This window comes from Mycobacterium sp. E3251 (genome assembly GCF_001666835.1).
Taxonomy (GTDB): domain Bacteria; phylum Actinomycetota; class Actinomycetes; order Mycobacteriales; family Mycobacteriaceae; genus Mycobacterium.
The window spans coordinates 1-26,468 of the sequence record NZ_LZJF01000048.1; the positions used below are offsets into that span (position 1 = coordinate 1).

Genomic DNA, 26,468 nt, shown 5'->3' on the forward strand with positions numbered 1-26,468 from the left:
CTGGACCGAGCAGGAGATGTTCGTCAAGACCGATCCCCTGGGCAACGCGGTGGACCGGCGCCACCCGTGGAACCAGCACACCAACCCGCACCCGCAGAAGCGGGACATGGACGGCGGCAAGTACAGCTGGGTGATGTCGCCGCGCTGGTTCGACGGCATGGACCACCTGGCGCTGGACACCGGCGGCGGCCCGCTGGCCCGATTGTGGTCGACCGCGCTGGCCGGCCTGGTCGACATCGGCTACGTCAAGGCGACCGGCAACAGCGTCAAGATCAACCTGCCCAAGACCGCGCTCAAGGGCCCGGTCGAGTTCGAGTGGAAGGTGCCCAAATACGGCAGCAACACCATCGAGCGGGATCGGGCGCGCACCTACTTCCAGGCCTACGCGGCGGCGTGCGCGCTCTACTTCGCCGAGAAGGCGTTGACCGAGATCCGCGCCGGCCGCACCAAGACGTGGGAGCGCTTCGAGGTGCCCGACGAAGCCATCGGGTGCGGGTTCACCGAGGCGGTGCGCGGCGTGCTCAGCCACCACCTGGTGATCCGGGACGGCAAGATCGCCAACTACCACCCCTACCCGCCCACCCCGTGGAACGCCAACCCGCGCGACAGCTACGGCACGCCCGGGCCGTACGAGGACGCGGTGCAGGGTCAACCGATCTTCGAGGAGAACAGCCGGGAGAACTTCAAGGGCATCGACGTCATGCGCACGGTGCGCAGCTTCGATCCGTGCCTGCCCTGTGGCGTGCACATGTATCTGGGCAAGGGCAAGACGCTGGAGAGACTGCACACGCCAACTCAGTCACCCGTCGGGGAGTGAGGAGATGGTGGATCGCCCGGAAACCCTTGACGACAGTGCGGCGCGTTGGCGCACGGCGGGCGATCGGATCCAGACCCTGCTGGATTCCTGCGCGGCGGGTGGGCCGGCTGCGCAGGAACGCGCGAGGGAGTTGGTCCGTGAAGTGGTCGGACTCTACGGGGCCGGGCTGGAACGGATCATGCTGCTGGCCCAAGAGGGCCCTCGGGACGGACCAGGCCCCGGCCTGGCCGAGCGGCTGGCCACCGACGACCTGGTGGCCAGCCTGCTCCTGGTCCACGGCCTGCACCCCCACGACGTGCACCGCAGGGTGGCCGACGCGCTCGACCGGGTGCGGCCGTACCTGGGCTCGCACGGCGGTGACGTCGACCTGATCGGAGTCGACGGCGATACCGTGCGCCTCGCATTCACCGGCAGCTGCAAGAGCTGTCCGTCATCGGCGGTGACGCTGGAATTGGCGGTCCAGGACGCGGTGCGCGCCGCCGCGCCCGAGGTCTCGTCGATCGAGGTGCTGACCGCCGAATCCGCGCCCGGCCCGGCCGTGATACCCGCCGAATCGCTGCTGGCCCATCTGCATTCGACCGGCTCGACCTGGTACCCGGTACCCGAACTGGCCGAGCTGCAGCCCGGCGAGGTAGCGGGATTCCTGGTGTCGGACACCCCGCTGTTGGTGTGCAGGGTCGGCGACCTGCCGCTGGCCTACCACGACCACTGTCCGGTGTGTGACGGCTCGTTGGCGGGTGCACGACTGCGCGAGACGCTGCTGGGCTGCCCGCGCTGCGGCACACAGTTCGACGTCGTGCATGCGGGCGCCGGTCCCGATGGCGCTCACCTCGAGCCGCTCCCCCTGCTGCGTCGCGATGGAGTGCCATCGGTAGCGCTGGCCGAACCGATGGGCGCCCCGGCATGACGACCCCGTACGAGGTCCTGACTCGCATCCGCAGCAATCGCGCGGCCCCCGAACCGGCCGGGGAGCGCTGTGAGATGTGCTCGGAATCGATCGCCGACGCACACCAGCACGTGGTGAACGTGGCCGACCGCCAGCTCATGTGCGTATGCCGCGCCTGCTATCTGCTGTTCACCGACTCCCGGGCGGAACTCCGCTACCGCGCGGTGCCCGACCGGTATCTGTCATTCCCGGGCTTCGCGCTGGATCGCCGCGCCTGGGAGGCGCTGCAGATCCCGGTGGGTGTCGCCTTCTTCTTCAGGAACTCCGCACTCGGGCGCACCGTCGCCTTCTATCCCGGACCGGCCGGCGCTTGCGAATCCGAACTCGCGCTAAATGTTTGGGACACGCTCAGCGGCGCCGACGCCCGGGTGCGCCTGCTGGCCGACGACGTCGAGGCGCTGTTGGTCCGGGTCCCCGAATCCGGCGCGCCGCAAAGCTATCTCGTCCCCATCGACGCCTGCTACGAATTCGTCGGGCGGCTGCGCATGCTGTGGCGTGGGTTCGACGGAGGGCAGGAGGCGCGCGAGTTCATCGACGGCTTCTTCTCCCACCTCGAAGCGCGCGCTGTGAGAACACCGCCATGATGGACGTCGACTTCTCGGTCCTGGACGTGGCGCCGGAGCCGTACACCGTCAGCCCGGTGCTGACGGCGCGGGTCGCCGTGGACACCGGTGGTGGCGCGGTCGACCCGGTGCACGCGATCGCCCTGCGCTGCCAGGTCCGCATCGAGCCGCTGCGACGCTCGTACTCCGACGCCGAAGCCGACGGGTTGCTGGACCTGTTCGGGCCGCGCGAACGGTGGGCGAGCACCCAGCGCACCTTCCTCTGGCAGCACTGCACCGCGATGGTGCAGGGTTTCGCCGGCAACACGACCGTGGCGCTGCCGTTGGATTGCACCTACGATTTCGAAGTTGCCGCCGCCAAATATCTGCATGCGTTGCGCGACGGTGCGCTACCGCTCCAATTCCTCTTCAGCGGAACGATTTTCGTCAAATCCGAACGCGGATTTTCCGTCCAGCAAGTTCCGTGGGACTGTGAATGCCGCTACGACATGCCGGTCACGGTGTGGCGGCAGCTGATGGCCCAGCACTACCCCAACGCCGGCTGGCTGCGGCTGAGCCACGAAACCATCACCGCCCTGGCCACCTACAAGTCGGCGCACGGGCTGCTCGACCTCGACCACGCGATCACCTCACTGCTGGACGCGGACCGGGAGACGGCGCAATGACGGCCGACTGGGACCGGGCCCGCGCCGTCGCCGACGCGGTGCTTTACGAGGGCTATCTGCTCTACCCGTACCGCGGCACCTCGACCAAGAACCAATCACGCTGGCAGTTCGGCGTTCTGGGCCCGCCGGGGGCCGCGCAGGCCGGACTGGGCGAGGACGACACCCTGGCAGCACAGTTTCTGGCCGACGGCGCCGGGGAGCTGACCCTGATGGTGCGGTTCCTGCAGTTGCAGCACCGCCGGGCCGAGCGCGAAGTCTCCCCCGGGGAATACGAGCCCGTCGACGAGCTCGCCACCCCGGGCGGGTCGTGGCTGACCTGGGACGAAGCGGTCGAATGCGAAAGGTCCTTCGGCCCTGTCGCCCTCGACGGCGGGCCATGGACACTGTCGGTGACGGCGGACGCGGGCACCGACATCGAATTTCTCGATGGCGGGCGCCTGGTGCGGCAACGACGGGAGGTACGTGGCGTGCTCACGGTCGCCAGCGAGGCGGACGGCGACCTGTGCCGGGTGTCGGTGCGGGTCAGCAACATCGGCGACGGTGCAGCGGACAAGAACGACGCGATCGCGCGGTCCATGATCGGAACACACGTCATCGCCGAACTCGCAGGCGGGCAGTTCGTTTCGCTGCTCGAGCCGCCGCCCGCGGCCGTCGATGCGGCATCCCGGTGCAGCCAGCACCGCTGCTTTCCGGTGCTGGCCGGCCCGCCCGGCGGCCGCGACCTGCTGTTGATCTCGCCGATCATCCTCTACGACCACCCGGAGGTCGCCGAGCAGAGCGATACCGCCCTGTATGACTGCACCGAGATCGACGAGATCCTGACCCTGCGCGTGATGACCATGACGGACGAGGAGAAGGCGCAGGCCCGGGCCACCGATCCACGGGCGGCGCGGATCATCGACCAATGTGACGCCATGTCTCCCGACGCGATGGCTCGCCTGCACGGCGTGCTGCGTGATCCGCACGCGATCTCGGGGCTGGTCCCGGAGATCCCTGACGGGGTCGATTGGTGGGATCCGCTGGCCGATAACGCCGTACGCCCGGAAATCGATGCGGTGCTGGTGAACGGGGTCCGCGTAGCGCGCGGCAGCCGGGTCCGATTGCGGCCGAGGCGCAACGCCGACGCGCAGGACATTTTCGTCGCGGGCAAGACCGCCCGCGTCACCTCGGTGCACGAGGACGTCGACGGCACCAAGCACGTCGCGGTCGTCGTCGAGGACGACCCGGCCGCCGACCTGCATGACTGGTACGGCCGCTACCTGTACTTCTCCCCCGACGAGATCGAGCCTCTGGAAGCTCAACGCAGCCCGGCAAACTCGTGAAAGGAGTCCGAGATGGAGATCCTGGGTTGGATATTCATCGCGATCATCGCGTTGGTGGTGGCGATCGGAGTGGTGCTTGGGGTGACATCCCTGCCCGATGCCCGCCGCTACCTGAAACTGAGGCGGATGTAACCGGCTGCTGAAATGACAGCGCGCATCCTGGTAGCGGGCATCGGCAACATCTTCCTGGGCGACGACGGATTCGGATCAGAAGTGATCCGCACCGCCGAGATCCCGCAGGACGGTGCGACCGTCCGCGTCACCGACTACGGCATCCGCGGGATGCACCTTGCCTACGACCTGCTCGAGGACTGGGACACCCTGGTGCTCGTCGACGCGGTCCCCAGCCGCGGCAACCCCGGCACGTTGCACGTCTTCCAGGCCGATCATGAAGCAGATTCCACCGCAATGGGTTTCGACGGCCACAGCATGGATCCGGCCGCGGTGTTCGCCAGCCTGCGGGCGCTGGGCGGCGATCCGCCCTACACGGTCGTCGTCGGGTGCGAGGCCGGCAGCGTCGAGGAGGGCATCGGCCTCACCGAGCCGGTGGCCCAGGCGGTTCCGCGCGCCGCGCGGGCCGTCGAGGAGATTGTCGCGGCGTTGCGGGCGCACTCGGCCGCAACCAGCCGAGAAAGCACTGAGCCATGTGTTTAGGGATCCCCGGCCAAGTGATCCGGATGCTGGACGGCTTCGAAGGGCAGCTCGCCCTGGTCGACGTCACCGGCGAACAGCGCAGGGTCAACGTCGGCATGCTGCCGGAGGAGACGTTCGCGCCCGGCGACTGGATAATCATCCACATGGGGTTCGCCGTCGAGAAGACGGACCGCGCGGGCGCCGAGCAGGCGCTGGCGGGTCTGGAGCTGATGGGCCGGGGCCGCACGGACTTTCCGGAGGTCGGCTGAGATGACCTCGTCCCCCCTGCTGCTGCGGCACCGCGACGTTCGGCAGCGCTTCACCGTGACCGGTGTCGTGCAGGGGGTGGGCTTCCGGCCCTTCGTCCACCGCATCGCGACCGAACTCGGCCTGTCCGGCTTCGTCGGCAACGATTCGGGCGCGGTGTTCCTCGAGGTGCAGGGCGAGCCTGCACGCCTGGCTGAATTCGGCCGCCGCCTCCGTGCCGAGGCGCCACCGCTGGCCCGGATCAGCGACGTCACGGTGAGCGAGCTCGCCGCCGACGCCGGCGCCGGCCGCGGGTTCCGGATCGTGGCCAGCCGGGACGTCCCCGGCGAGGCGACGCCGATTCCGCCCGACATCGCCACGTGCGGCGACTGCGTCGCCGAACTCTTCGACCACCGTGACCGGCGCTACCGCCACCCCTTCATCACCTGCACCAACTGCGGGCCGCGGTTCACCATCGTTCGCGAGCTGCCCTACGACCGCCCGGCCACCACCATGTCCGGGTTCACCATGTGTGCGCGCTGCGCCGCCGAATACCACGACCCGGCGGACCGCCGCTTCCACGCGCAGCCGATCGCCTGCCCCGAATGCGGGCCGTCCCTGTCGTTCCGGTCGGCGGGCGGACGCGTCGACGGGTCGGACGCGGCGCTGGCGGCCGCCCAACGCGCGCTGGCCGCCGGTGCGGTGGTGGCCATCAAGGGCGTCGGCGGCTACCACTTGGCCTGCGCCGTCAGCGATGAGGCGGCGGTCACCGCGCTGCGGGCGCGAAAGGCGCGCGGCGCCAAGCCGTTTGCCATGCTGGTCCGTGATCTGGAGATCGCTCGCCGCTACGCCCACGTCGACGACGACGAGGCCGCCGTGCTGCTGGGTCCCGCCCGTCCGATCGTGCTGTTGAGGCGCCGATCCCCGAACGACATCGCGCCGATCGCCGACGCCGTGGCTCCGGGCAGCCCGCTGCTGGGACTGATGCTGCCGTACTCCCCCATCCATCACCTGCTGCTGGCGCGCGTGCCCCGCGCCGCCGACCCGCCCCCCGCCGCGCTGGTGCTCACCAGCGCCAACCGATCCGACGAACCCATCTGTTTCACCGATGACGATGCCAGACAACGACTTCCGGCACTCTGTGATGCGGTCCTCGACCACGACCGCCCGATCCACGTGCCGTGCGACGACTCGGTGGTGCGGGTGTTGAAGGACGAGGGCGTCGGGTGCGAACTGCCGATCCGGCGGTCCCGCGGGTATGCACCGCTGCCGGTCGACTTGAATGTCGAGTGCCCGGCGGTGCTGGCCGTCGGCGGGGAATTGAAGAACACCTTCTGCCTCACCGACGGCTCGCGCGCCTACCTGTCCGGGCACATCGGCGACATGGGCACCTGGGAGACGCTGCGCGCGTTCGAGCGGGCGGTGCACCAACTCAGCGAGATACGTGGTGAGCCGGCGCGTTTGGCCGCCGACCTGCACCCCGGGTATCACACCCGAAGCTGGGCGGAGCGCCGGGCGGACGGTCGACCGCTGGACCTCGTCCAGCACCACCACGCGCACGTGGTGTCGCTGCTGGCCGAGCACGGGCGCATCGGCGAACCCGTCGTCGGGGTCTGCTTCGACGGCACGGGTTACGGGTGCGACCAGACCATCTGGGGCGGGGAGATTCTCCAGCTCGGCCGCGACAGCCAGCGATTCGTCCGGGCCGGCCACCTCTCGGCGGTACCACTGCCCGGCGGTGATGCGGCCGTCCGCAACCCGTGGCGGATGGCGCTGTCGCAGTTGTGGTCGGCAGGCATCGACTGGACACCCGACCTGGCCCCCGTCCTGGCCGCGACGCCGGACGAATTGCGCCTGACCCGTTCGCAATTGGAGACGGGAACCGGATGTGTGCCCTGTTCGAGCATGGGCCGCCTGTTCGACGCGGTCGCCTCGCTGCTGGGCGTGCGGCACCGCATCGACTACGAAGGCCAGGCCGCCATCGAGCTGGAGGCGCTGGCGGAATCGGCGGGTACCCAGACCAGGCCGTCGCTGCCGCTCGCGGTCGGCGCCGACGGGGTGATAGACCCCGCCCCCATGGTGCAGACGTTGGTGTCGGCGCTGTACAGCGGCACGCGACCCGCGCTGCTGGCCGCTGCTTTTCACGACGCCGTCGCGGACGCCGTCGTCAAGGTGGTCGGTCAGGTGGCCGGCGCCACCCGGTTGGTCGGCCTCACCGGTGGGGTATTCCAGAACGTGTTGTTGCGAAGAGCGTGTCGTCAGCGGTTGCAGCTGGCGGGATTCGAGGTGCTGACCCACCACATCGTTCCGCCCAACGACGGCGGGCTCGCCCTCGGGCAGGCCGTGATCGCCATGCTGACGGCGCGGGAGGAGGGCTGACAAATGACCACCACAGCCATCGATCGCGGGCTGGGCGCCGAATTGGCCGACGACCTCGCCGCCACCGCCTTCACGCTCGCCAAGCGCTTCGCGGCGGGCGCCACCATGTGGTCCATCGCGCCGTCGTGGGAGCCGCACGCGCTGCACATCGCGGTCGAGTTCGTGCACCCGGTGATCATGGGCAAACGGGCGCTGCCCGCGGTGGCGCTGACCGGACCCGACCTGGTGGACCTGGTGCGAGTGTCCGTGCGGCCGGGCGACATCGTGGTCGCGGTTTCGGGAGCCGACGACGCGCAGGTCCGCTCGGTCATGCGGCGCTCGCCGGCGTGGGGCGCCACCACGATCTGGATCGGCAGCGGCGAACGCCCCGGCGCGGGCATGGCCGACCACGTGCTGTGGCTCGACGACCCCGATCCGCGGGTGCCCGCGACGGGTGGCTTTGTGCTGTTCTATCACCTGCTGTGGGAACTGACCCACGTGTGCTTCGAGCACCCCGGCCTGCTCAAACCCGAGTGCGCCGAATCGGTTTGCGTCACCTGCAGCGACGAGGGGCGTCCCGGCGAGGCGGTGACGGCGTCGGTCGACGGGCACGCCACGGTGCGCACCGCGCGCGGCATCGAGAACGTGCTGACCACCCTGATCGACCCCGTCGCCGCCGGGGACTTGATGCTGGTGCACGCCGGCATGGCGATCGCCCGCATAGAGGAGGAGGGCATTCATGAGTGACGAGCCCACCAACTTCCTGTATCCGTTCATCGACGCTCAGGAAGACGATCCCGCCTCGCTGCTGGCTGACCTGGCCGCGTCGGCGCAGGCGAAGGCGGCCGAAAGTCTGGCGCTGCGGCGCTCGACGCTGGACGCGAACGCCGCGGTGCTCGATCGGGCCGCCACCGAGATCGCGCGCCGTTTCGCGGCGGGCGGGCGCATGTTCACCTTCGGAAACGGCGGCAGCTGCACCGATTCCACCACCCTGGCGAGGCTGTTCGCCCGGCCGCCGGTCGGCATGCCGTTGCCCGCGTGGCCCTTGACCACCGATCAGGCAATCCTCACCGCGCTGGGCAACGACGTCGGATTCGAGTTGGTGTTCGCCCGGCAGTTGATCGCCCGCGCCAGGGCCGGTGACATCGCGATCGCCATGTCGACCAGCGGCGGTTCGCCCAACCTGCTCGCCGCGCTGGCCGAGGCGCGTCAACGTGGCCTGTACACCATCGGATTCGCCGGCTACGACGGCGGCGCGTTCGCGAACAATCCGAATGTGGATGCCTGCTTCGTCGTTCGTTCGCAGAGCGTGCACCGGATCCAGGAATCGCAAGCGCTGCTGGGCTATCAGCTGTGGCTGAGCGTGCACCAACAGTTGGGCGGCAAGCAAGGCATGGGGGCGGCATGAACAAGTCGGCGGGTGAATACCTTTCGTCGGGGCCACGATTCGCCGAGGGCGAGGTGATCGAGCGCATCGAGTCCTTCCGCAGGCGCCGGCCCCGGTTGCTCGACGACCACGTGACGCTGGCGCACGGCGCTGGCGGCAAGGCGTCGGCGGCGCTGGTGGACGCGGTGTTCGTGGAGGCGTTCCGCAACCCGCTGCTGGAGTCACTCGGTGACAGCGCGGTCCTGACGCTGCCGAGCGGTGAACGCCTTGCGATGTCGACGGATTCGTTTGTGGTGCAGCCCAGGCGCTTCCCGGGCGGCTCCATCGGCGCCCTCGCCGTGCACGGCACGTGCAACGACCTCGCGATGGCCGGTGCCGTGCCGTCGTGGATCTCGGCGGCGTTCGTCCTCGAAGAGGGTTTCCCCATCACCGAATTGAAGGAGATCGTCGCCGACATGGCGGCGGCGGCGGCGAAGGCGGGGGTGCAAATCGTCACCGGTGACACCAAGGTGGTGCCCAAGGGCGCCGCCGACGGCCTGTTCGTGACCACCGCGGGGGCCGGTGTCATTCCCGCGGGACGCACGCTGTCCGCGGCGTCGGTGCGGCCCGGTGACAAGCTGCTGCTGTCGGGCTCGATGGGCGACCACGGCATGGCGGTCATGCTGGCGCGGGGCGACCTGGCCATCGAGGCCGACATCGGTTCCGACACCGCGTCGGTCAGCCCGCTGGTGGAGCTGTTGATGGCGGCCGCGCCGTCCACCCGCTGGCTGCGTGATGCGACGAGGGGCGGGGTGGGCACGGTCTGCAACGAACTGGCCCAGGCCTGCGGCCTCGGGGTGCTGCTCGAAGAGGAACGACTTCCGGTGGCGCCCATGGTGAACGGCGCCTGCGAGCTGCTCGGCATCGACCCGCTCTACGTCGCCAACGAGGGCAAGTTCGTCGCGGTCGTCGCGCCGGAGGAGGCGGCGGCCGGGCTCGAGGCCCTGCGGTCGCATCCCTTGGGCGCCGACGCGGCCGAGGTCGGGGAAATCGTCACCGAACCGGCCGAAAGCGTGGTGCTGCGAACCGGATTCGGCGGAACACGGATCGTCGACATGCTCGTCGGCGACCCCCTGCCGAGGATTTGCTGAAGGAGCTGACCATGTGTTTGGGAATTCCGGGGCGGATCGTCGAGATCACCGATCCCGGTGACTATTTGGCGAAGGTCGACGTCAGCGGCGTGCAGCGCACCATCAGTGTGCGGCTGCTCTCCGACGACATGCCGGAACCCGACGACTGGGTCCTGGTTCACGTCGGGTTCGCGATGGCCAAGATCGACGAGACCGAGGCGTTGCTCACGCTGGCCGCCGTCAAGAAGCTCGGCGACGCCTACGACACCGAGATCCAAGCCTTCGACTCCTCATCGATCGTCTGAGAAAGGACCGTCATGAAATTCGTTGACGAGTTCCGTGATCCGGCCGCGGCCCGCAAGCTTTTGGGCGCCATCGAGCGCTTGGCCGGTGCCGACGGCGAGCAGTTCAAGTTCATGGAAGTGTGTGGCGGGCACACGCACACGATCTACCGGCACGGCATCGAGCACCTGCTGCCCGAGAACGTCGAGCTTGTGCACGGCCCCGGCTGCCCGGTCTGCGTGATCCCGATGGGCCGCATCGACGATGCCATGTGGCTGGCCGGCCAGCCCGACGTGATCTTCACCTGCTTCGGCGACATGATGCGCGTGCCCGGATCGCACGGCAGCCTGCTGGACGCCAAGGCGCGCGGCGCCGACGTGCGGTTCGTCTACTCCCCGCTGGACGCGCTCAAGATCGCGCTCGACAATCCCGACAAGCACGTGGTGTTCTTCGCCATCGGTTTCGAAACCACCGCACCGTCGACGGCCGTCACCCTGGTCCGGGCGCGCGACCTGAAACTGAGCAATTTCAGCGTGTTCTGCAACCACGTGATGATCGTCCCGCCGATCAAGGCCATCCTCGAGTCGCCGGACCTGCGCCTGTCGGGGTTCATCGGCCCCGGGCACGTGTCCACGGTGGTCGGCAACCGACCCTACCGGTTCGTGCCGGAGGTGTACCGAAAGCCGTTGGTGGTGGCCGGGTTTGAACCTCTGGACATTCTGGCCGCGGTCGCGATGCTGTTGACTCAGATCCGCGAGGGCCGCTGCGAAGTGGAGAATCAGTACACGCGCGTGGTGCCCGAGCGGGGCAATCCCGCCGCTTTGGCGTTGATGGGCAAGGTTTTTGCGCTGCGGCCCCACTTCGAGTGGCGCGGGCTGGGCTTCATCTCACAAAGCGCGCTGCGGTTGCACGACGACTTTTCGGGATTCGATGCCGAACTGCGGTTCGCGATGCCGGGCGTGCGGGTCGCCGATCCCAAGGCGTGCCAGTGCGGCGAGGTGCTCAAGGGGGTGCTCAAGCCCTGGGAGTGCAAGGTTTTCGGCACGGCGTGCACCCCGGAGACCCCGATCGGCACCTGCATGGTGTCGCCCGAGGGCGCGTGCGCGGCCTACTACAACTTCGGGCGCATGCATCGGGACGCGGTCAAGCTGGTGGGGCGCGCTTGACCGGTGACACCGACGGCCCAGAAATGTTCGCGCGCTACGCGTACGCGCCCAACGCGCTGGGCTATTGCGGTCCCCCGCTGGGAGCCACCCTGCGCGACGGTTCGGTCGACGAGGTGCGCCGGGCCGCGACGAAGTTCTCCGGGGCCTGGCCGTACCTGCGGGTGCTGTCGAACCTGACCGGGATCGCCGACCCGCTGGATTACCGGCTCGTCGAGTCGTACTGGCTGGGCGGCGGCGTCGGCGCCGACCTGGACCCCCGGGACTTCTTCACCGCGTTGCTGGCGATCATCGGCCCGCAGGCGGGCCGCTACTGGTCCCACCTGACGCCGGACCTGGCCGGTGAGGCCGCCGCCAACCACTGTTTTCACGTGTTCGGCGTGTACCCGTGGACGCGGTTCCTGGGCCGGGGTATGGACGAACATCCCCTGAACGTGCTCGACAACTGCCGCATTACCTGGGGAACCGTGCTTTCCCGCGACCGCGACCGGATCGAGGTGCTGCGCCGAACTCTGGTGCTCGACGGCGACGGGATGGCCCTGTCCGAACCGTCGTCCGCTGTGTTCGACGTCTGGGTCGACGGGTACAGCGCGGTGCCGGATGTCGGTGCGGGCGACGAGGTCGCGCTGCACTGGGGGCGGCTGTGTGGCCGTCTGTCACCGCGGCAGGTCCGCGCCCTCGCCGACGCAACCGATCGCCAGCTGCGGGTGACGAGCGAGCGACTGGCGCGCGTCGCGGCGATCACGAGCGCGGCCATGCCGGGCGAAGTGGGTCGCCGCCGTTAGGGTCGGCGGCGATCACGAGCGCGGCCATACTGGGCGAAGTGGGTCGCCGCCATTGGGGACCTGCTCGTGCCAGACTGGCCCCCGTGCCCGGTTCCCTTTGCGATGTGCTGCCCGCCGCCGGTGCGCTGCTCGGCGCGCCGGGCGCCGTCGACAAGTTGGGCCTGACCGATTGGGTCGGCGCCGATAAGGTTGATCGCGTCGCGGTGGTGCTGGTCGACGGCCTGGGCTGGCACCTCCTCGGCGAGCTGGCCGGCAGCGCCCCGCTGCTCGCCTCCGTGTTCGCCGGGCAGATTGGCCACCTCACGGAGCTCACCTGCACCTTTCCGTCGACCACCCCGACCAGCCTGGTGTCGATGGGCACGGGGGCGCAGCCCGGCGAGCACGGGATCCTGGGCTTCACGTTGAACGTGCCGGGCACCGATCGGGTGCTCAACCACATCCTGTGGCGTGACGACCCACCGCACGCCGAGTGGCAGCCCCTACCCACCTGGTTCGGGCGGCTCAACAAGGCCGGCGTGAGCGCGCGCGCCGTCCTGCCGGCCGCGTTCATGGGCAGCGGGCTGACCGAGGCGGCGTACCGCGGCGCCGAGTTCCGCCCGATCCAGCCGACCGACGACAACGCGCGGGCGGTGGCCGACGAGTTGCGCGCGGCGCCGGGCCTGGTCTACGGCTACACCGCGGCCCTGGACACCGCGGCCCACGTGTTCGGCGTCGGATCGTCCCAGTGGCACGAAGCGGCGGCCCAGGTGGACACGCTGCTCACCCGCCTGGTCGAGGCGCTGCCACCGAACGCGGCGCTGCTGGTGACCGCCGACCACGGCGGTTTCAACGTTCCACCGGACGCGCGGGTCGACCTCGACACCGACCCGCGGCTGGCCGCGGGAGTCCGCGTGGTCGCGGGCGAGCCGAGGGTTCGCTACCTGCACACCGAGCCCGGCGCCGCGGCGGATGTGCAGGCGGCCTGGAGCGAGCTGCTCGACGGCCGGGCGCACGTGTACAGCCGCGAGCAGGCGGTGGCCTCCGGGATGTTCGGACCGGTCAGCCCGGCGCACCTGGCGCGCATCGGTGATGTCGTCGTGGTCTGCACCGGCGATGCCGCCGTGCTGGCGACCGGGCACGAGCCGCCGGAAACGGCTCGCCTCATAGGCTTTCACGGTGCGGCGACGCCCGCCGAAACGGCCATCCCGCTGATCGTCTTCAAATCCCCTGCCGCGGCTCACTAGTCGCCGCCGTGCCGCCGCGCGGCCGTTTCCCGGGAGACGCTCACAGCCGAAATTGCGCTATCTTTAAGCCCTTTCAAAGGGAACTCGCCGGCCCACCACCCACCCCGCGCTGCTACGGTGGCAGCACTGTGAGTTTCCGTGGTGCAGGCAGACCTTCGCACAGGCCACGCCGGTCGGCTGTGGCCGTGATTGCTGCACTGTCCCTTTTCGCCGCTGCCTTCGGATTCTGGGCGTTGCAGGTTGCGGCGACGGCCGGCCCACCGCAGCACGTGGCGGTCTCGATTGCGGCCACCGACACCGGGCCACAAATCCGGGACGCCTTCGCACCGCACAGCCATCCCGACTTCGGCTCCACCCTCAACGACGACAAGGCGTTCAAGAGCGCGGGATTGAAGCGTGATCGGCCGACGACCTTCTCGCTGTCGGTGCCGCGCTGGTCGTGGACGCTGTCGTCACTCGCGTCGGCCGCCGGGGCGCAACGGCCCCTCGACGCATGCCCGTCGCGCGCACCCTCGACTTTCCTTGCAGGTCAAGACCTCTTGACCAAGTTTTGCGTGTCCCGGCGCTGATCGGCAATCTGAGCCCCTCGTAGCCATGTCTGGCCGACGCGGCCAACGCCCGTCGGCATGCGCGCAACTCCCGACCCGACGAGGAACGCCGGTCGCTACCTACCCAAGGAAGTCATGTTTGCAGCAAACTCCCCCACGCCCACTGGATTAGCGCCCACCCGCCGCGCCCCTGCCGGGGGCAGATAGCGGTGGACTTCGGCGCGCTACCCCCGGAGATCAACACAGCACGAATGTATTCCGGCCCCGGCGCCGCGTCACTGCTGAGCGCGGCCACGACGTGGCGGCGGCTGGCCGCCCAGCTCCGCGATGCCGCGACGAAGTACCTCGTTTCCGCGGGGCTGCTGGACGGCCTGCGCGGCCCCGCCGCGATGCAGATGGGCGACACGACGGCACCGTACGTGGCGTGGCTGCAGGCCACCGCCGCATTGGCGGAGCAAACCGCCGCCCGCGCCGGTGCGGCAGCCGATGCGTATGAGTGGGCGTTGGCCGCGACGGTGCCGCCGCAGACCCTCGTCGCCAACCGGGCATTGCGAAGGTCGCTGGTGATGACCAACCACCTGCGCCAGAACACCCCGGCGATCGCGTTGGCGGAGGCACACTACGACCAGCTGTGGGCGCAGAACGCCGCCGCCATGTACGCCTACGCCACTGCCGCTGCGGCCGCCACGACCGTGACGCCCTTTATGTCGCCGCCTGGCGCCGACGGTGACGAGGTGATATCGGCTGGCGCGGAACTGGTTTCGATGCTGCCTGCGGCGCTCGACGGGCTGTCCTCGGCATCTTGCCGGCGATTCCGCACGGCTGTGCTGTCGATGTCATCGCCGTTGTCCAAGCTGAGTTCCCTGCGCACCGGGTTCGCCCGGGAAACCAGCATCCCACTCGCGGTGGCCATCGGTGTTGCGGCGGCGAAGGCGCGCAAGACCAATCGCGCGGCGGTGCTGGTGTGTTTCGGACGCGCGACCTCGATCGGCGGGTTGTCGGCGCCGCAGGCCTGGCTGCCCGCCGCGGAACCGCATGCGGTGGACAAGCGACCGGCTGAACCCCTGCGCCGCATGGGCGGGCAGCCTCGAACCCACACCGGACTTTGATCGTTTTCACAGCTCGCTGGGCTTGTCGCCCAAGGCTCGTGTTGTAGGTTCGGGCCACTGTGACAGTCGGCGACACCCGTGGAACTCGACGATTGCGGTCAATCATCGCAGTCGTCGCGGTGCTCGGTGTGTTCTGCGCGGTGACCGTGGGTTGGGCATCGCGTGGGAGCGCGGTCTCCGGACTCGCCCGGGTGAGTGCCGCGCACGTGCAAGCGCACGATCCGGGCCCCGCCGCCCCGGGCTCCTCGCCGACACATCACAAGACCACCAAGACCGCGTGGATGACGCGGGATCGGCCGCCGACCTGGGCCCGCTCGTCGCCGCCGTCGATCGGGTCGCCGTTACCGACTTCGTTTGCGGCCGCGGTATTTCGGCTGCCCCGCGCACCATCGCGTGCGCCCGGGGCGGTTCCGACCGACCGAAATCTGTTGACGCTGCTCTGCGTCGCTCGTCGCTGAGGGCTCCTTGGCAGGCAGGCCTGTAACCCCCGGGCCTACGTCCCAACAGAAGAGTCCCCTTCGAACCGCGGCCCCACCGCCGTCGTTAGGCAGAGATAGCGATGATCGTCACGATGCTCCCGCCCGAAATCATTTCCGGACAACTGCATGCCGGCCCCGGCTCGGGACCGATGGCCGAAGCCGCGACGGCCTGGGCCCGCCTGGCCACCCGGCTGCACACCGCGGTCGCGGACTACCGGGCGGTTACCTCGAAGCTGCTGGCCAGCTGGGAGGGCCCGGCCGGCGCGCCCGAAGCCGCCGCGTCCTACCTCGACTGGCTCAACGCCACCGCGATACGCGCCGAGCAGGCGGCCGCCCAGGCCGCCGCTGCGGCCGGCGCACACGAAAGGGCGTTAGCGGCAACGGTGCCGCCGTCGTCGATCGACGCCAACCGGGCGCGGCGCACATCGCTGATCATGGCGAACTCCCTGGGTCTGGTGACCCCGGCGATCGCCGCCGCCGAGGCCGACTACGAACGGATGTGGGCACAGGACGCCGCCGCCATGTATGCCTACGCCGCGGCATCGGCCGACGCCGCGGCCATCGTGCCGTTCACGTTGCCGCCCGGCAGCGCGAGCCACGGCACGTGGGCGCTGGACTCGGGGCCGGAGGTCGTATCGGCGGGGCGGCAGCTGATCGCAGCCGCGCCCGGCGCGCTGCGGGCGCTGTCCCGGTCGCCGCTGGCCACGTTCGACGTCTCCCTCGCGTCGGCGACCTGCCCGCTGTCGAAACTGAGCTCACTCACCGCGCCGTCGGGCGTCGCGATCGGCTATCTGAATTCGCTCAACAAGGCGGCGGCGTTGCGCTGCCTGGCGCCCGACCATCGTGGCGTTCGCGGCGGGACGATCACCGCGCGGGCCGGCGGCGCGACGTCGGTCGGGGCGTTGTCGGTACCGCGGGTCTGGGCGACCGCCGCGGCGCCGATGGCCGTCTACCGCGGAACGGTCGCGTAGCGCTCGGGTCAGTCCGCGCGCCCGGCATACGACCGCGCGGCGTCCACGATCGCGGTGAAGAGGCGCAAGTCGTCCAGGGACTGTTCCGGATGCCATTGCACCGCAAGCACAAAACGGTCCCCGGGCAACTCCAGCGCCTCGACGACGCCGTCGGCATCCCAGGCGCTGACCATCAGCCCCTCACCGACTTCGTCGATCGCCTGATGGTGGTAGCACGGAGCATCGGTGGTCTCCCCCACCAGCGCGGCCAGCCGGCTGCCCGCGGCGGTGCGCACCGCCATCCTGTTGAACACCGCGTTGCCCGCCCGATGACCGTCGTGCCCGAGAACCTCCGGCAGGTGCTGATGCAGGGTGCCGCCCAGCGCCACGTTGAGCACCTGCGCACCGCGGCAGATGCCCAGCACCGGCAGTCCCCGGTCCAGCGCGCCGCGCAACAACGCGAATTCCCAGGCGTCGCGGGCGGCGCGCGGCTGATCGGTGGCCGGATGCGGTTGTTGGCCATAGGTGGCGGGATCCACGTCGTAGCCGCCCGTGATCACCAGCGCGTGCAGACCGTCGAGCACCGGGCCGACCGTCTCCGGTTCCGCCGGTTGCGGCGGCAGCAACACCGCGGCCCCGCCGGCCATCACGACACCCTGGAAGTAATCGGCGGGCAGATAACCCGCCGGCACGTCCCAGATGCCGGTCTGCACCCGCTCCAGGTACGAGGTCAGGCCCACCACCGGGCGCCCAGAGACGTTCACCACCACGCATCCTATCCCCCGCGGTGCCGCCAGCGGCCACGAGCCGCCGCAAACCGCTTGCGCGAGTTGCTGTTCGGCGAAGCCACCCGGACTACCAGGTACTGGTGCGCAACACGATCTCGGCGGCCAACTGTGCCGTCGACTCCTGCACCGTCCGCCGGCCCAAATGCACCACGCGGTACTCGGCGTAGACATACTGCTGGCTGGCGCGCGCCACCGCCCGCGCGGCCGGGGAACTGACCAGAACCGTGGTGCCGATCTCCACCGGCGGGCAGTGCCCGTCTCGAACCGCGCCGTCGCGGTCGGCCGCGCGGGGATGGCCGCGATCGATCACCACCAGGCCGACGAACCGGCCCAGCTTCGTCGCGGCGAGCTCCCAGGCCAGGTCGCCGCCGGCGCGGTCGCCCACCACCACGGCCCACCCGATACCCAGTGCGTCGAGGATGCCGACCACCGACTTGGGGGTCAGGCGGGGGTCGAGACCGATGACGACCGTCCGAAGCGACGCGGTGTGCAGCCGTTCGCAGACCGCGTCGTACGCGGCGGGGATGCGCTCCTCGTCACCCAGGATGACGACCACGACGCCCTGTTCCGGACCAGCCACGGCTACCGGGACGGGGAACCCGTCGAGCGTCGTCATCATTGAGGGCATCTACGCACGCTACAACCGACCGGCCCGCACGCGCGACGATTTCTCCACATCCCTGCGTTCAGCGGCCATCCCCGCGGGCGTACGCCACGCGTTTTGCGTCGCCGTCAATTTCGACATCCGCACTTGGACAAAATCGTGAATCCCCTACGGCCACAACCGAGTTGCGATGCGTGGTCGGTGGGGCGGCGGACGGTCGAGCAGGCCGAGGACGGCGTCGGTGTCGAGGTGCGCGGCGAGCAGATCGGCGATCACGTCGATCTGGGCATCACGCCGCGCGGCGACGTTGGTGTCGGCGACGAGGAACCCGTCGCGGCCCGCCGCGGCCGCGACGCCGGTGAGCCACGCGCGGCGGAAGTCGTCGTTGTCGAGCAGGCCGTGCCAGTGGGTGCCGAACACCGCGCCGCGCACCAGGCCGTGCGGTTGGCAGTCGCGCCCGCCCTCGACGCCGAACCAGACGTCCTCCGCGCAGCGCGACACCCGGCCGTGATGGATCTCGTATCCGGCGAGCGGCGGCGGCCAGCGGCGCAGGACCTTGGTCTCGCCGAAGGCGATGTCGGCGTCGAACAGCCCCAGTCCGGCCACTTCGCCGAGCCCCGATTCCACCGGGTCGTCGATGCGCCGGCACAGCATCTGAAAGCCGCCGCAGATCCCGAGCAGCGGCTTTCCGGCCGCGGCGTGGGCGGTGATCGCCTCGGCCAGGCCGTGATCGCGCAGCCAGGTCAGGTCGGCGACGGTGGATTTGCTGCCGGGAATCACGATCAGGTCGGTGTCGGCCAGGTCGGCGGCGTCGGCGCTCCAGCGCACCGTGACGCCCGGCTCACACGCCAGCGCCTCCACGTCGGTGGAGTTGGAGGTCCGGGGCAGCCGGATCGCGGCCACCCGCAGCCACTCGCTCCCGCGCGGCGGTTGCGGGGTGCCGACGACGCGGCCGGCGACCACCGACAGCGAGTCCTCGGCGTCCAGCCAGAGTTCGTCGGCATAGGGCAGTACCCCGTAGGTCGGGCGGCCGGTCATCGCGTGCAATTGCCGCAATCCGGGCTCCAGCAGTGCGGGGTCGCCACGGAATTTGTTGACGACGAAGCCGGCGATCAGTGCTTGGTCGTCGGGCTCGAGCACCGCGACCGTTCCGAACAGATGGGCGAGCAGACCGCCGCGGTCGATGTCTCCGACCAGGATCACCGGCAGGTTCGCCGCCCGGGCCAGGCCCATGTTCGCCAAATCCGTGGCACGCAGGTTGATTTCGGCCGGCGAGCCCGCCCCCTCGCAGATGACAGCGTCGAAATCATCGCGCAGGCAAGACAATTCGTCCGCGACGATCCCGGCGAGGCGGTCGCGATGCCGCACATAGCTTGCCGCCGTGACCGAATCCGCGACCTGGCCGCGAATCACCAATTGCGACGTCCGGTCACTGCCCGGTTTGAGCAGGATCGGATTGAACCGCACGCTGGGCTGAAGCCCCGCCGCCCGCGCCTGGAGCGCCTGGGCCCGGCCGATCTCACCGCCTTCCACGGTGACCACGGAATTGTTGGACATGTTCTGCGCCTTGAACGGCGCCACCCGGACGCCGCGGCGCGCCAGCAACCGGCACAGGCCCGCGACCACCACCGATTTCCCGGCGTCGGAGCTGGTGCCGGCGACCAGCAGCGCCCCGCTCACGGATTCAATGCTCTAGATCGAGGTGAGGATTTCGACGCCGGTGTCGGTCACGAGCAACGTGTGCTCGAATTGCGCGGTCCACTTGCGGTCCTTGGTGACCACCGTCCAGCCGTCGTCCCAGATCTCGTAGTCCAGGCCGCCGAGATTGATCATCGGTTCGATGGTGAACGTCATGCCCGGCTGCATGATCGTCGTCACGGAGGGCTGGTCGTAGTGCAGCACGACCAGGCCATTGTGAAACGTGGTGCCGATGCCGTGACCGGTGAAGTCACGAACCACGTTGTACCCGAACCGATTCGCATACGCCTCGATGACGCGGCCGACGACCGACAGCGCCCGCCCCGGCTTGACGGCGTTGATCGCGCGCATCGTCGCCTCGTGGGTGCGCTCCACGAGCAGCCGGTGCTCCTCGGCGACGTCGCCGGCCAGGAAAGTCGCGTTGGTGTCGCCGTGCACCCCGTCGATGTACGCCGTGACGTCGATGTTGACGATGTCGCCGTCCTCGACGACCGTCGAATCCGGGATTCCGTGGCAGATGACCTCGTTGAGCGACGTGCAGCACGACTTCGGGAAGCCCTTGTAGCCCAGGGTCGACGGGTAGGCACCGTGGTCGATCATGTACTCGTGGGCGATCCGGTCCAGTTCGTCGGTCGTCACCCCCGGCGCCACCGCTTTGCCCGCCTCCTGCAGCGCGCCCGCCGCGATCCGGCCGGCGACCCGCATCTTCTCGATCACCTCCGGGGTCTGCACCCACGGCTCGCTGCCCTCCCGCACGGTGGGCTGCCAGGCATACTCCGGACGGGGGATGCGGGCGGGCACCGGCAGAGTCGGCGACACCTCTCCGGGGGCAAGCGCAGTGCGAGCGGGCATGCCGACCAGCTTAATCACGCCGCGCGGGGGCGGCCCCGCCGAAGCGGCCGCGGATCAACGAGCGCCGCGGCCCGCGGATGATCACCGAGCCGCACACCACCCGGCCCGTCAACACGACATGCGGGCGCCCTTCGCCCGGTGCGTCCTTGCGGCGGTCGCTGGCGCTGCCCACGTAGACCTCCACGTCGTCGATCGACGCGCTGGCGCCGTCCGGCAACCGGATCTCCACCGAGCCGAACCGCATGTCGAGTTCGACGACCACCACCGGGCCCGCAAACCGGGCCTTGGTGAGGTCGAGCTCGATGGAGCCCAGCCGGCGGACCAACGCCAGCCGCGTGGGCACCGTCCATTCGCCCTGGCGCTTGAGCGAGCCGGCCCAGCCGCGCAGCTCGACCCGGTCGGCGGCGGACGTGACGATCGCGCCCGGACCGGGCAGGTCGCCGACCAGCCCGTCCAGCTCTCCCCGGGTGCGCGCGTAGGACACCTGCGACGAACGCTGTTCGAACTCGTCGATATCGATCAGCCCGAGCGCGACGGCGTTGTGCAGTCTCCGCATCGTGCCGTTGCGGTCGGCGTCCGAGACCCGTAACGCCACCATCTCTCCACCGGTCTCAGTCATGGCCTTTCCTGACGCTTGAACCCTCGGCCTACCCTCGCAACTTACCGCTGGGGCGGGCCGCCGGTGTCAGGCCAGGAAGTCCGGCGGCAGCGATTCGAACATGAATTTCGTCATCCGAACCGCCCACTCGGAGCTGCCGCCCCCGACGATCAGCGAGGCGAACGCCAGATCACCGCGGTATCCGGCGAACCAGGAGTGCGATCCGCCAGGGAATTCGGCCTCACCCGTCTTCCCGTAGACCGCGCCGCAGCCGGCGATCTCCTTGGCGGTCCCGTTGGTCACCACCAGCCGCATCATGGGCCGCAGCGCGTCGATCATCTTCGGGCTGATCGGCGTCGTGTCGCCCTGCACCGCGGTCGGCCGGCCCGCGATGAGCTGCGGCACCGGGGTCCTGCCTGCGGCGACCGTGGCGGCGACCAGGGCCATGCCGAACGGGCTGGCCAGCACCTTGCCCTGGCCGAAGCCGTCCTCGGTGCGCTCGGCCAGATCCACGGTCGGCGGCACCGAGCCGGTCACGGTGGTGATCCCGTCCACCGCGTAGTCGACCCCGATCCCGTATTGGGCGGCCGTCTGGGTCAGGCCGCGCGGCGGCATCCGGCTGCTCAACTCCGCGAACGTCGTGTTGCAGGAACTGGCGAACGCCCGCGACATCGAGACCACGCCAAGATCGAAGCCACCGTAGTTGGGGATCGTGCGGTGCCCGATGTCCAGATGGCCCGGGCAGCCCAGCATCGAGTTTGGGGTGGCCATGTCGCGGTCGACGGCCGCGCCTGCGGTCACCATCTTGAACGTCGACCCCGGGGGGAACAGTCCGGTGGTGGCCAGCAGGCCGTCGGCGTCGGCGCCCGCGTTCTGCGCGATCGCCAGGATCTCCCCGGTCGACGGCTTGATCACAACGATCATCGCCTTGCCGCCCTTGTTGTCGACCGCGCGCTGGGCGGCGTTCTGCACGACCCGGTCGAGCGTGATCGAGATCGACGGCGCCGGTGACCCCTGCACCTCCTGCAGGACTTCGACTTCGACACCGTTCTGGTTGACGCTGACCACGCGCCAGCCCGCCTCGCCGTCGAGTTGGTCGACCACCGCCTTCTTCACCTCGGCCATGACCGCCGGGGCGAAATGCGGATCCGTCGGCAGGATCTCCGGCTGCGGCGTGACCACGACGCCGGGCAGCCGGCCGATCGCCGGGTAGACCTTGTCGTTGTCGTCGGGATGCAGCGTCACCAGGTCCACCGGCTGGGTCGCCGAGCTGGCCTGCTCGGCGAGCAGCTGCGGGTCGTTCAGCCCGCCGTTGAAGGGGTGCAGGACGTCCACGATCGCGTGCGCCGTCGCGGCCAGGGCGGATCCGGATCCGGCCTGGGTGGCGTCCAGCGTGTAGTGGTACAGGTAGCCCGGCACCAGCACGTCGGTGCCGCCGAGTTCGTTCACCGAGGCGCGCCGCGGCCGGTCGGCCCGCAACGCGAACGTCTGGTGCTCGCCCAGCTTGGGATGCAGGTCGGTCGGGGTCCACCGGACCTCCCAGCGCCCCTCGTCGCGCGCCATCTTCAGCTGGCCGTCGTAGGTCCAGGTCCGGTTCTTGGGCAGATGCCAGGTGAAGCGATAGCCGACCGTGCCGGTGTCCTCGGCGTACTTGGCGTTGAGGATCTGCGTGTCGAGGTGGGTCGCCTGCAGGCCCGCCCACGCCGCGTTCAGCGCTTCGCGGGCCTCGTTGGGGCTGTCGCTGAGCTGGGCGGCCGTGGCGGTGTCGCCGATCGCCAGGGCGCCGAAGAACTTTTCGGCCGCGGGGCCGGGGCCGGCGGGCCGCGGTGTGCACCCGGACATCGCGGCGGCCGCAAGCAGCAATCCGGCCGCCACGATTACCAGTGGGGATTTTGTGACCATTGGTACAGATGTTATGAAGCCGGGCTACAACACCGGCGCCGACACACCGAGATCGGATCGTGATGTAACGCGGCAATCGCCCGGCGCCCGGCCAGCCGGGCGTGCGGCGGCGGACCGCTAGTCCAGCAAGACCGTCGCGAAGTTGCCCACCTCGGCGAAGCCGACTCGGGCGTATGCGGCGCGCGCGACGGTGTTGAAGCTGTTCACGTACAGGCTGGCGGTGCGCCCGCTGCCGACGATGACGGCGGCCACGGTCGCGGTGCCGGCGGTGCCGAGGCCCAGCCCACGCCACTCCGGATGCACCCACACTCCTTGGATCTGGCCGACGCCCGGCGATTGCGAGCCGACCTCGGCCTTGAAGACCACCTGGCCGTGCTCGAACCGGGCCCAGGCGCGACCGGCCGCGATGAGGCTGGCCACCCGCCGCCGGTAACCCCGACCGCCGTCGCCGACCCGCGGGTCGACGCCCACCTCGCCGATGAACATGTCCACGGCGGCTACCAGGTAGGCGTCCAGCTCGTCCGGACGCACCTGGCGCACCCCGGGGTCGATGTCGCAGTTGGGGTGCCTGGACAGCGCCAGCAGCGGCTGGTGGTCGCGCACGTCCCGGGCCGGGCCCCACGCCGACTCGAGCCGTTCCCACATCCGCATCACCAGGTCGGACCGGCCGACCAGCGACGAACAGCGGCGCGTCCCACTCATCGCCTCGTCGGCGAAGGCGTCCATGTCCTCCGGTGCGCCCCGCAGCGGAATCAGGTTCGCACCGGCGAAGCACAGCGACTGGTCCGCGCCGCGCAGCGTCCACAGTTCCCCGCCGATGGAATTGGGGTCGATGCCGTGGTCGGCCACCCGGGCCGCGACCATGCACGATCCGACCGGATCCTCGTCGAAAACCCGCCAGACGGCGGCGGCGTCGCGCACCACGGACACCCGTCGCTCACCGACAAGGCGGAAGAGGGGCGGAGCCGACATGTGGCGAACTCTCTGTGATGCGAATTAACGGACTTGCGCGAGGGAAACGGCCCCCATCAGCTTACGGTCACGATCGGCGAACCGCTTGATGTTGTGTCAGGACCGTGATCGGTGCCCATCTCCGAGGCGAGGCGCATGGCCTCCTCGATGAGCGTCTCGACGATCTGGGCTTCCGGCACGGTCTTGATCACTTCGCCCCGAACGAAGATCTGCCCCTTGCCGTTTCCCGACGCGACGCCCAGGTCGGCCTCGCGCGCCTCACCCGGACCGTTCACCACGCACCCCATCACGGCGACCCGCAGCGGGACGTCCAGGCCGTCCAAGCCGGCGGTGACCTCGTTGGCCAGGGTGTAGACGTCGACCTGCGCGCGGCCGCAGGAGGGGCAGGACACGATCTCCAGCCCGCGCGGCCGCAGGTTCAGCGACTCGAGAATTTGGATGCCGACCTTGACCTCTTCGACCGGCGGCGCCGACAGCGACACCCGAATGGTGTCGCCGATCCCCCGCGACAGCAGCGCGCCGAAGGCCACCGCGGACTTGATGGTGCCCTGGAAGGCCGGACCGGCCTCGGTGACGCCGAGGTGCAGCGGGTAGTCGCATTGGGCGGCCAGCTGCTCGTAGGCCGCGACCATCACGACGGGGTCGTTGTGCTTGACGCTGATCTTGATGTCGCCGAAGCCGTGCTCCTCGAACAGCGACGCCTCCCACAGCGCGGACTCGACCAGCGCCTCGGGGGTGGCCTTGCCGTACTTCTCCATGAAGCGCTTGTCCAGCGAGCCGGCGTTGACGCCGATGCGGATGGGGATGCCCGCCGCGGCGGCCGCCTTGGCCACCTCGCCGACGCGGCCGTCGAATTCCTTGATGTTGCCGGGGTTTACCCGCACCGCGGCGCATCCGGCGTCGATGGCGGCGAAGATGTACTTCGGCTGGAAGTGGATGTCGGCGATCACCGGGATCTGGCTGTGCCGGGCGATCTCGGCCAGCGCGTCGGCATCCTCCTGACGCGGGCAGGCCACCCGCACGATGTCGCACCCCGCCGCGGTCAGTTCCGCGATCTGCTGCAACGTCGTGTTCACGTCGTGGGTCTTGGTGGTGCACATCGACTGCACCGAAATCGGATGCTCGCTACCCACCCCGACGTCGCGGACCATCAGTTGGCGCGTCGTGCGCCGGGGGGCGAGCGTGGGCGCCGGAGCGTCCGGCATGCCCAGGCCAATGGTCACTGTTCTGGTTCCTTCGGTCGGTTTACTGGAAAAGGCTGATGGGGTTGACCAGATCCGCGGTCACGGTCAGCAGCATGTAGCCGACCACGAAGACGAGCACCACGTAGGTGGCGGGCATCAGCTTGAGGTAATTCACCGGTGCGGCCGCGACCTTGCCGCGGGCCGACCGGATCGTGTTGCGGATCTTCTCGTAGACCGCGACGGCGATGTGGCCGCCGTCGAACGGCAAGAGCGGCACCAGGTTGATCGCGCCCAGGATCAGGTTGAGCTGGGCGAGGAAGAACCAGAACGCCACCCACAGCCCGTGGTCAACGGTTTCACCGCCGATGATGCTGGCGCCGACCACGCTCATCGGCGTCTGCGGGTCGCGCTGACCGCCGCCGATGGCGTGCACCAGCGCGCCGACCTTCGTCGGGATCGTGACCAGGGCCTTGCCCACCTCGACGGTGAGGTCCCCGGTGAACGCGAACGTCGCCGGCACCGCGGTCAGCACGTTGTAGTGCGTGGGCGGGAACCGCTGAGCGCCAACGCCCATCGCACCGACGGTGGCCGCCTCGGGCTTGCCGCCCTGGCCCTTGGACAGGTAACGCTGCGTGGGCGTGACGTCGACGTAGGCGGTGACCGGCGTGCCGTTGCGCTCGACCACCACCGGGACGGTGCCGTGCAGCTTGCGCACCGCGGCGGCCATCTCCTCGAAGGTGGACACCTTGGTGTCCCCCACCTTGACGACGACGTCCCCGGCGTGGATGCCCGCCATCGCGGCCGGGCCCGGCCCGGTGCAGTCCGCGATCTTTCCGGGGGCCACTTCCGGTGCGACGCAAGCGGTTTCGCCGACGACGGCCCGGGTGTCCGGGTGCAGATTCGGCAGACCCGAGACCAGCGCGATGCCATAGATCAGCACCAGGCAGATGACGAAATTCATGCCGGGACCCGCGAACAGCACGGCCACCCGTTTCCAGGCCGCCTGCTTGAACATCGCCCGGTCGGTTTCGTCGGGGGCCAGCTCCTCGACCGAGGTCATTCCGGCGATGTCGCAGAAGCCGCCCAGCGGCACCGCCTTGAGGCCGTACTCGGTCTCGCCGCGCCGCGTCGACCACAGCGTCGGACCGAACCCGACGAAGTAGCGACGGACCTTCATGCCGGTGGCGCGGGCTACCCACATGTGGCCGCACTCGTGCAAGGCCACCGAGATCAGGATGGCAAAGGCGAACAGCACAATGCCGATAACGAACATCATCTCCGCTGC

27 protein-coding genes are annotated in these 26,468 nt (G+C 69.7%); 18 read left to right on the forward strand and 9 right to left on the reverse strand.

Going from position 1 to position 26,468, the window contains the following annotated elements:
* The 18 genes from A5697_RS06030 to A5697_RS06120 all read left to right on the forward strand — a co-directional run.
* Positions 1–817, forward strand: an 817-nt coding sequence (locus tag A5697_RS06030; RefSeq protein ID WP_197500932.1) for a nickel-dependent hydrogenase large subunit, incomplete at its 5' end; no start/stop codon positions are given.
* Positions 818–821: 4 nt separating this feature from the next.
* Positions 822–1,724 carry a NifU family protein gene (locus tag A5697_RS06035; protein ID WP_068008830.1) on the forward strand — a complete coding sequence of 301 codons (903 nt, stop codon included), beginning with the start codon at positions 822–824 and terminating at the stop codon, positions 1,722–1,724.
* Positions 1,721–2,347 carry a DUF5947 family protein gene (locus A5697_RS06040; RefSeq protein ID WP_068008832.1) on the forward strand — a complete coding sequence of 209 codons (627 nt, stop codon included), beginning with the start codon at positions 1,721–1,723 and terminating at the stop codon, positions 2,345–2,347. The genes A5697_RS06035 and A5697_RS06040 overlap by 4 nt, the downstream gene beginning before the upstream one ends.
* Positions 2,344–2,991, forward strand: a complete 648-nt coding sequence (locus A5697_RS06045) for a DUF6084 family protein (protein WP_068008835.1) — start codon at positions 2,344–2,346, stop codon at positions 2,989–2,991. The genes A5697_RS06040 and A5697_RS06045 overlap by 4 nt, the downstream gene beginning before the upstream one ends.
* Entirely contained in the window at positions 2,988–4,313 is a 1,326-nt protein-coding gene (locus tag A5697_RS06050) for a hypothetical protein (RefSeq protein WP_067943129.1), read from the forward strand. The genes A5697_RS06045 and A5697_RS06050 overlap by 4 nt, the downstream gene beginning before the upstream one ends.
* A 144-nt stretch (positions 4,314–4,457) precedes the next feature.
* Positions 4,458–4,967 (forward strand): hydrogenase maturation protease, encoded by a 510-nt coding sequence (locus A5697_RS06055; RefSeq protein ID WP_068008837.1) that lies wholly within the window; start codon positions 4,458–4,460, stop codon positions 4,965–4,967.
* Positions 4,958–5,215, forward strand: a complete 258-nt coding sequence (locus tag A5697_RS06060) for a HypC/HybG/HupF family hydrogenase formation chaperone (protein ID WP_067943133.1) — start codon at positions 4,958–4,960, stop codon at positions 5,213–5,215. Before A5697_RS06055 ends, A5697_RS06060 begins: the two co-directional genes overlap by 10 nt.
* A gap of 1 nt (position 5,216) precedes the next feature.
* On the forward strand, positions 5,217–7,571 hold the full coding sequence (gene hypF / locus A5697_RS06065) for a carbamoyltransferase HypF (protein ID WP_068008841.1): 2,355 nt from the start codon (positions 5,217–5,219) through the stop codon (positions 7,569–7,571).
* Positions 7,572–7,574: 3 nt separating this feature from the next.
* Positions 7,575–8,297 (forward strand): HypC/HybG/HupF family hydrogenase formation chaperone, encoded by a 723-nt coding sequence (locus tag A5697_RS06070; protein ID WP_067943137.1) that lies wholly within the window; start codon positions 7,575–7,577, stop codon positions 8,295–8,297.
* Positions 8,290–8,958 carry an SIS domain-containing protein gene (locus A5697_RS06075; protein ID WP_067943139.1) on the forward strand — a complete coding sequence of 223 codons (669 nt, stop codon included), beginning with the start codon at positions 8,290–8,292 and terminating at the stop codon, positions 8,956–8,958. The genes A5697_RS06070 and A5697_RS06075 overlap by 8 nt, the downstream gene beginning before the upstream one ends.
* Positions 8,955–10,067, forward strand: a complete 1,113-nt coding sequence (hypE, locus tag A5697_RS06080; RefSeq protein ID WP_068008843.1) for a hydrogenase expression/formation protein HypE — start codon at positions 8,955–8,957, stop codon at positions 10,065–10,067. Before A5697_RS06075 ends, hypE begins: the two co-directional genes overlap by 4 nt.
* 11 nt (positions 10,068–10,078) lie before the next feature.
* Entirely contained in the window at positions 10,079–10,351 is a 273-nt protein-coding gene (locus A5697_RS06085) for a HypC/HybG/HupF family hydrogenase formation chaperone (RefSeq protein ID WP_067943180.1), read from the forward strand.
* A 12-nt stretch (positions 10,352–10,363) separates the two neighbouring features.
* The gene (hypD, locus tag A5697_RS06090; protein ID WP_067943143.1) at positions 10,364–11,494 is read left to right on the forward strand and encodes a hydrogenase formation protein HypD; all 1,131 of its coding nucleotides are present in this window, start codon (positions 10,364–10,366) and stop codon (positions 11,492–11,494) included.
* Positions 11,491–12,276: a DUF6390 family protein gene (locus A5697_RS06095; protein WP_255394672.1), complete on the forward strand. Its 786-nt coding sequence runs from the start codon at positions 11,491–11,493 to the stop codon at positions 12,274–12,276. Before hypD ends, A5697_RS06095 begins: the two co-directional genes overlap by 4 nt.
* Positions 12,277–12,359: 83 nt before the next feature.
* The gene (locus A5697_RS06100; protein WP_068008844.1) at positions 12,360–13,499 is read left to right on the forward strand and encodes an alkaline phosphatase family protein; all 1,140 of its coding nucleotides are present in this window, start codon (positions 12,360–12,362) and stop codon (positions 13,497–13,499) included.
* Between the two features lie 185 nt (positions 13,500–13,684).
* Positions 13,685–14,068, forward strand: a complete 384-nt coding sequence (locus A5697_RS06105; protein WP_156673173.1) for a hypothetical protein — start codon at positions 13,685–13,687, stop codon at positions 14,066–14,068.
* Positions 14,069–14,256: 188 nt separating this feature from the next.
* Positions 14,257–15,156 carry a PPE family protein gene (locus tag A5697_RS06110; RefSeq protein WP_231971984.1) on the forward strand — a complete coding sequence of 300 codons (900 nt, stop codon included), beginning with the start codon at positions 14,257–14,259 and terminating at the stop codon, positions 15,154–15,156.
* Between the two features lie 571 nt (positions 15,157–15,727).
* Positions 15,728–16,606 (forward strand): PPE family protein, encoded by an 879-nt coding sequence (locus tag A5697_RS06120; RefSeq protein WP_231971985.1) that lies wholly within the window; start codon positions 15,728–15,730, stop codon positions 16,604–16,606.
* 8 nt (positions 16,607–16,614) lie between these two features.
* Here A5697_RS06120 and A5697_RS06125 read toward each other — a convergent pair whose 3' ends face one another.
* The 9 genes from A5697_RS06125 to A5697_RS06165 all read right to left on the reverse strand — a co-directional run bounded on the left by A5697_RS06125 (position 16,615) and on the right by A5697_RS06165 (position 26,459).
* The gene (locus A5697_RS06125) at positions 16,615–17,382 is read right to left on the reverse strand and encodes a gamma-glutamyl-gamma-aminobutyrate hydrolase family protein (protein ID WP_231971986.1); all 768 of its coding nucleotides are present in this window, start codon (positions 17,380–17,382) and stop codon (positions 16,615–16,617) included.
* A gap of 58 nt (positions 17,383–17,440) precedes the next feature.
* Positions 17,441–18,001, reverse strand: a complete 561-nt coding sequence (locus A5697_RS06130) for an alpha/beta hydrolase (protein ID WP_197500933.1) — start codon at positions 17,999–18,001, stop codon at positions 17,441–17,443.
* Between the two features lie 144 nt (positions 18,002–18,145).
* Positions 18,146–19,657: a cobyric acid synthase gene (locus A5697_RS06135; protein ID WP_068008855.1), complete on the reverse strand. Its 1,512-nt coding sequence runs from the start codon at positions 19,655–19,657 to the stop codon at positions 18,146–18,148.
* Between the two features lie 12 nt (positions 19,658–19,669).
* Positions 19,670–20,527, reverse strand: a complete 858-nt coding sequence (gene map, locus A5697_RS06140; protein ID WP_068008916.1) for a type I methionyl aminopeptidase — start codon at positions 20,525–20,527, stop codon at positions 19,670–19,672.
* Between the two features lie 10 nt (positions 20,528–20,537).
* A complete protein-coding gene (locus tag A5697_RS06145) occupies positions 20,538–21,146 on the reverse strand; it encodes a DUF1707 domain-containing protein (RefSeq protein ID WP_067943165.1) in 609 nt (202 codons plus the stop codon).
* 66 nt (positions 21,147–21,212) lie between these two features.
* A complete protein-coding gene (locus A5697_RS06150) occupies positions 21,213–23,027 on the reverse strand; it encodes a penicillin-binding transpeptidase domain-containing protein (RefSeq protein ID WP_067943168.1) in 1,815 nt (604 codons plus the stop codon).
* A gap of 117 nt (positions 23,028–23,144) precedes the next feature.
* The gene (locus A5697_RS06155; protein ID WP_067943170.1) at positions 23,145–23,999 is read right to left on the reverse strand and encodes a GNAT family N-acetyltransferase; all 855 of its coding nucleotides are present in this window, start codon (positions 23,997–23,999) and stop codon (positions 23,145–23,147) included.
* Between the two features lie 56 nt (positions 24,000–24,055).
* Positions 24,056–25,222, reverse strand: a complete 1,167-nt coding sequence (ispG, locus tag A5697_RS06160; RefSeq protein ID WP_068008858.1) for a flavodoxin-dependent (E)-4-hydroxy-3-methylbut-2-enyl-diphosphate synthase — start codon at positions 25,220–25,222, stop codon at positions 24,056–24,058.
* Positions 25,223–25,244: 22 nt separating this feature from the next.
* Entirely contained in the window at positions 25,245–26,459 is a 1,215-nt protein-coding gene (locus tag A5697_RS06165) for an RIP metalloprotease (RefSeq protein WP_067943174.1), read from the reverse strand.
* Positions 26,460–26,468 lie beyond the last annotated feature (9 nt).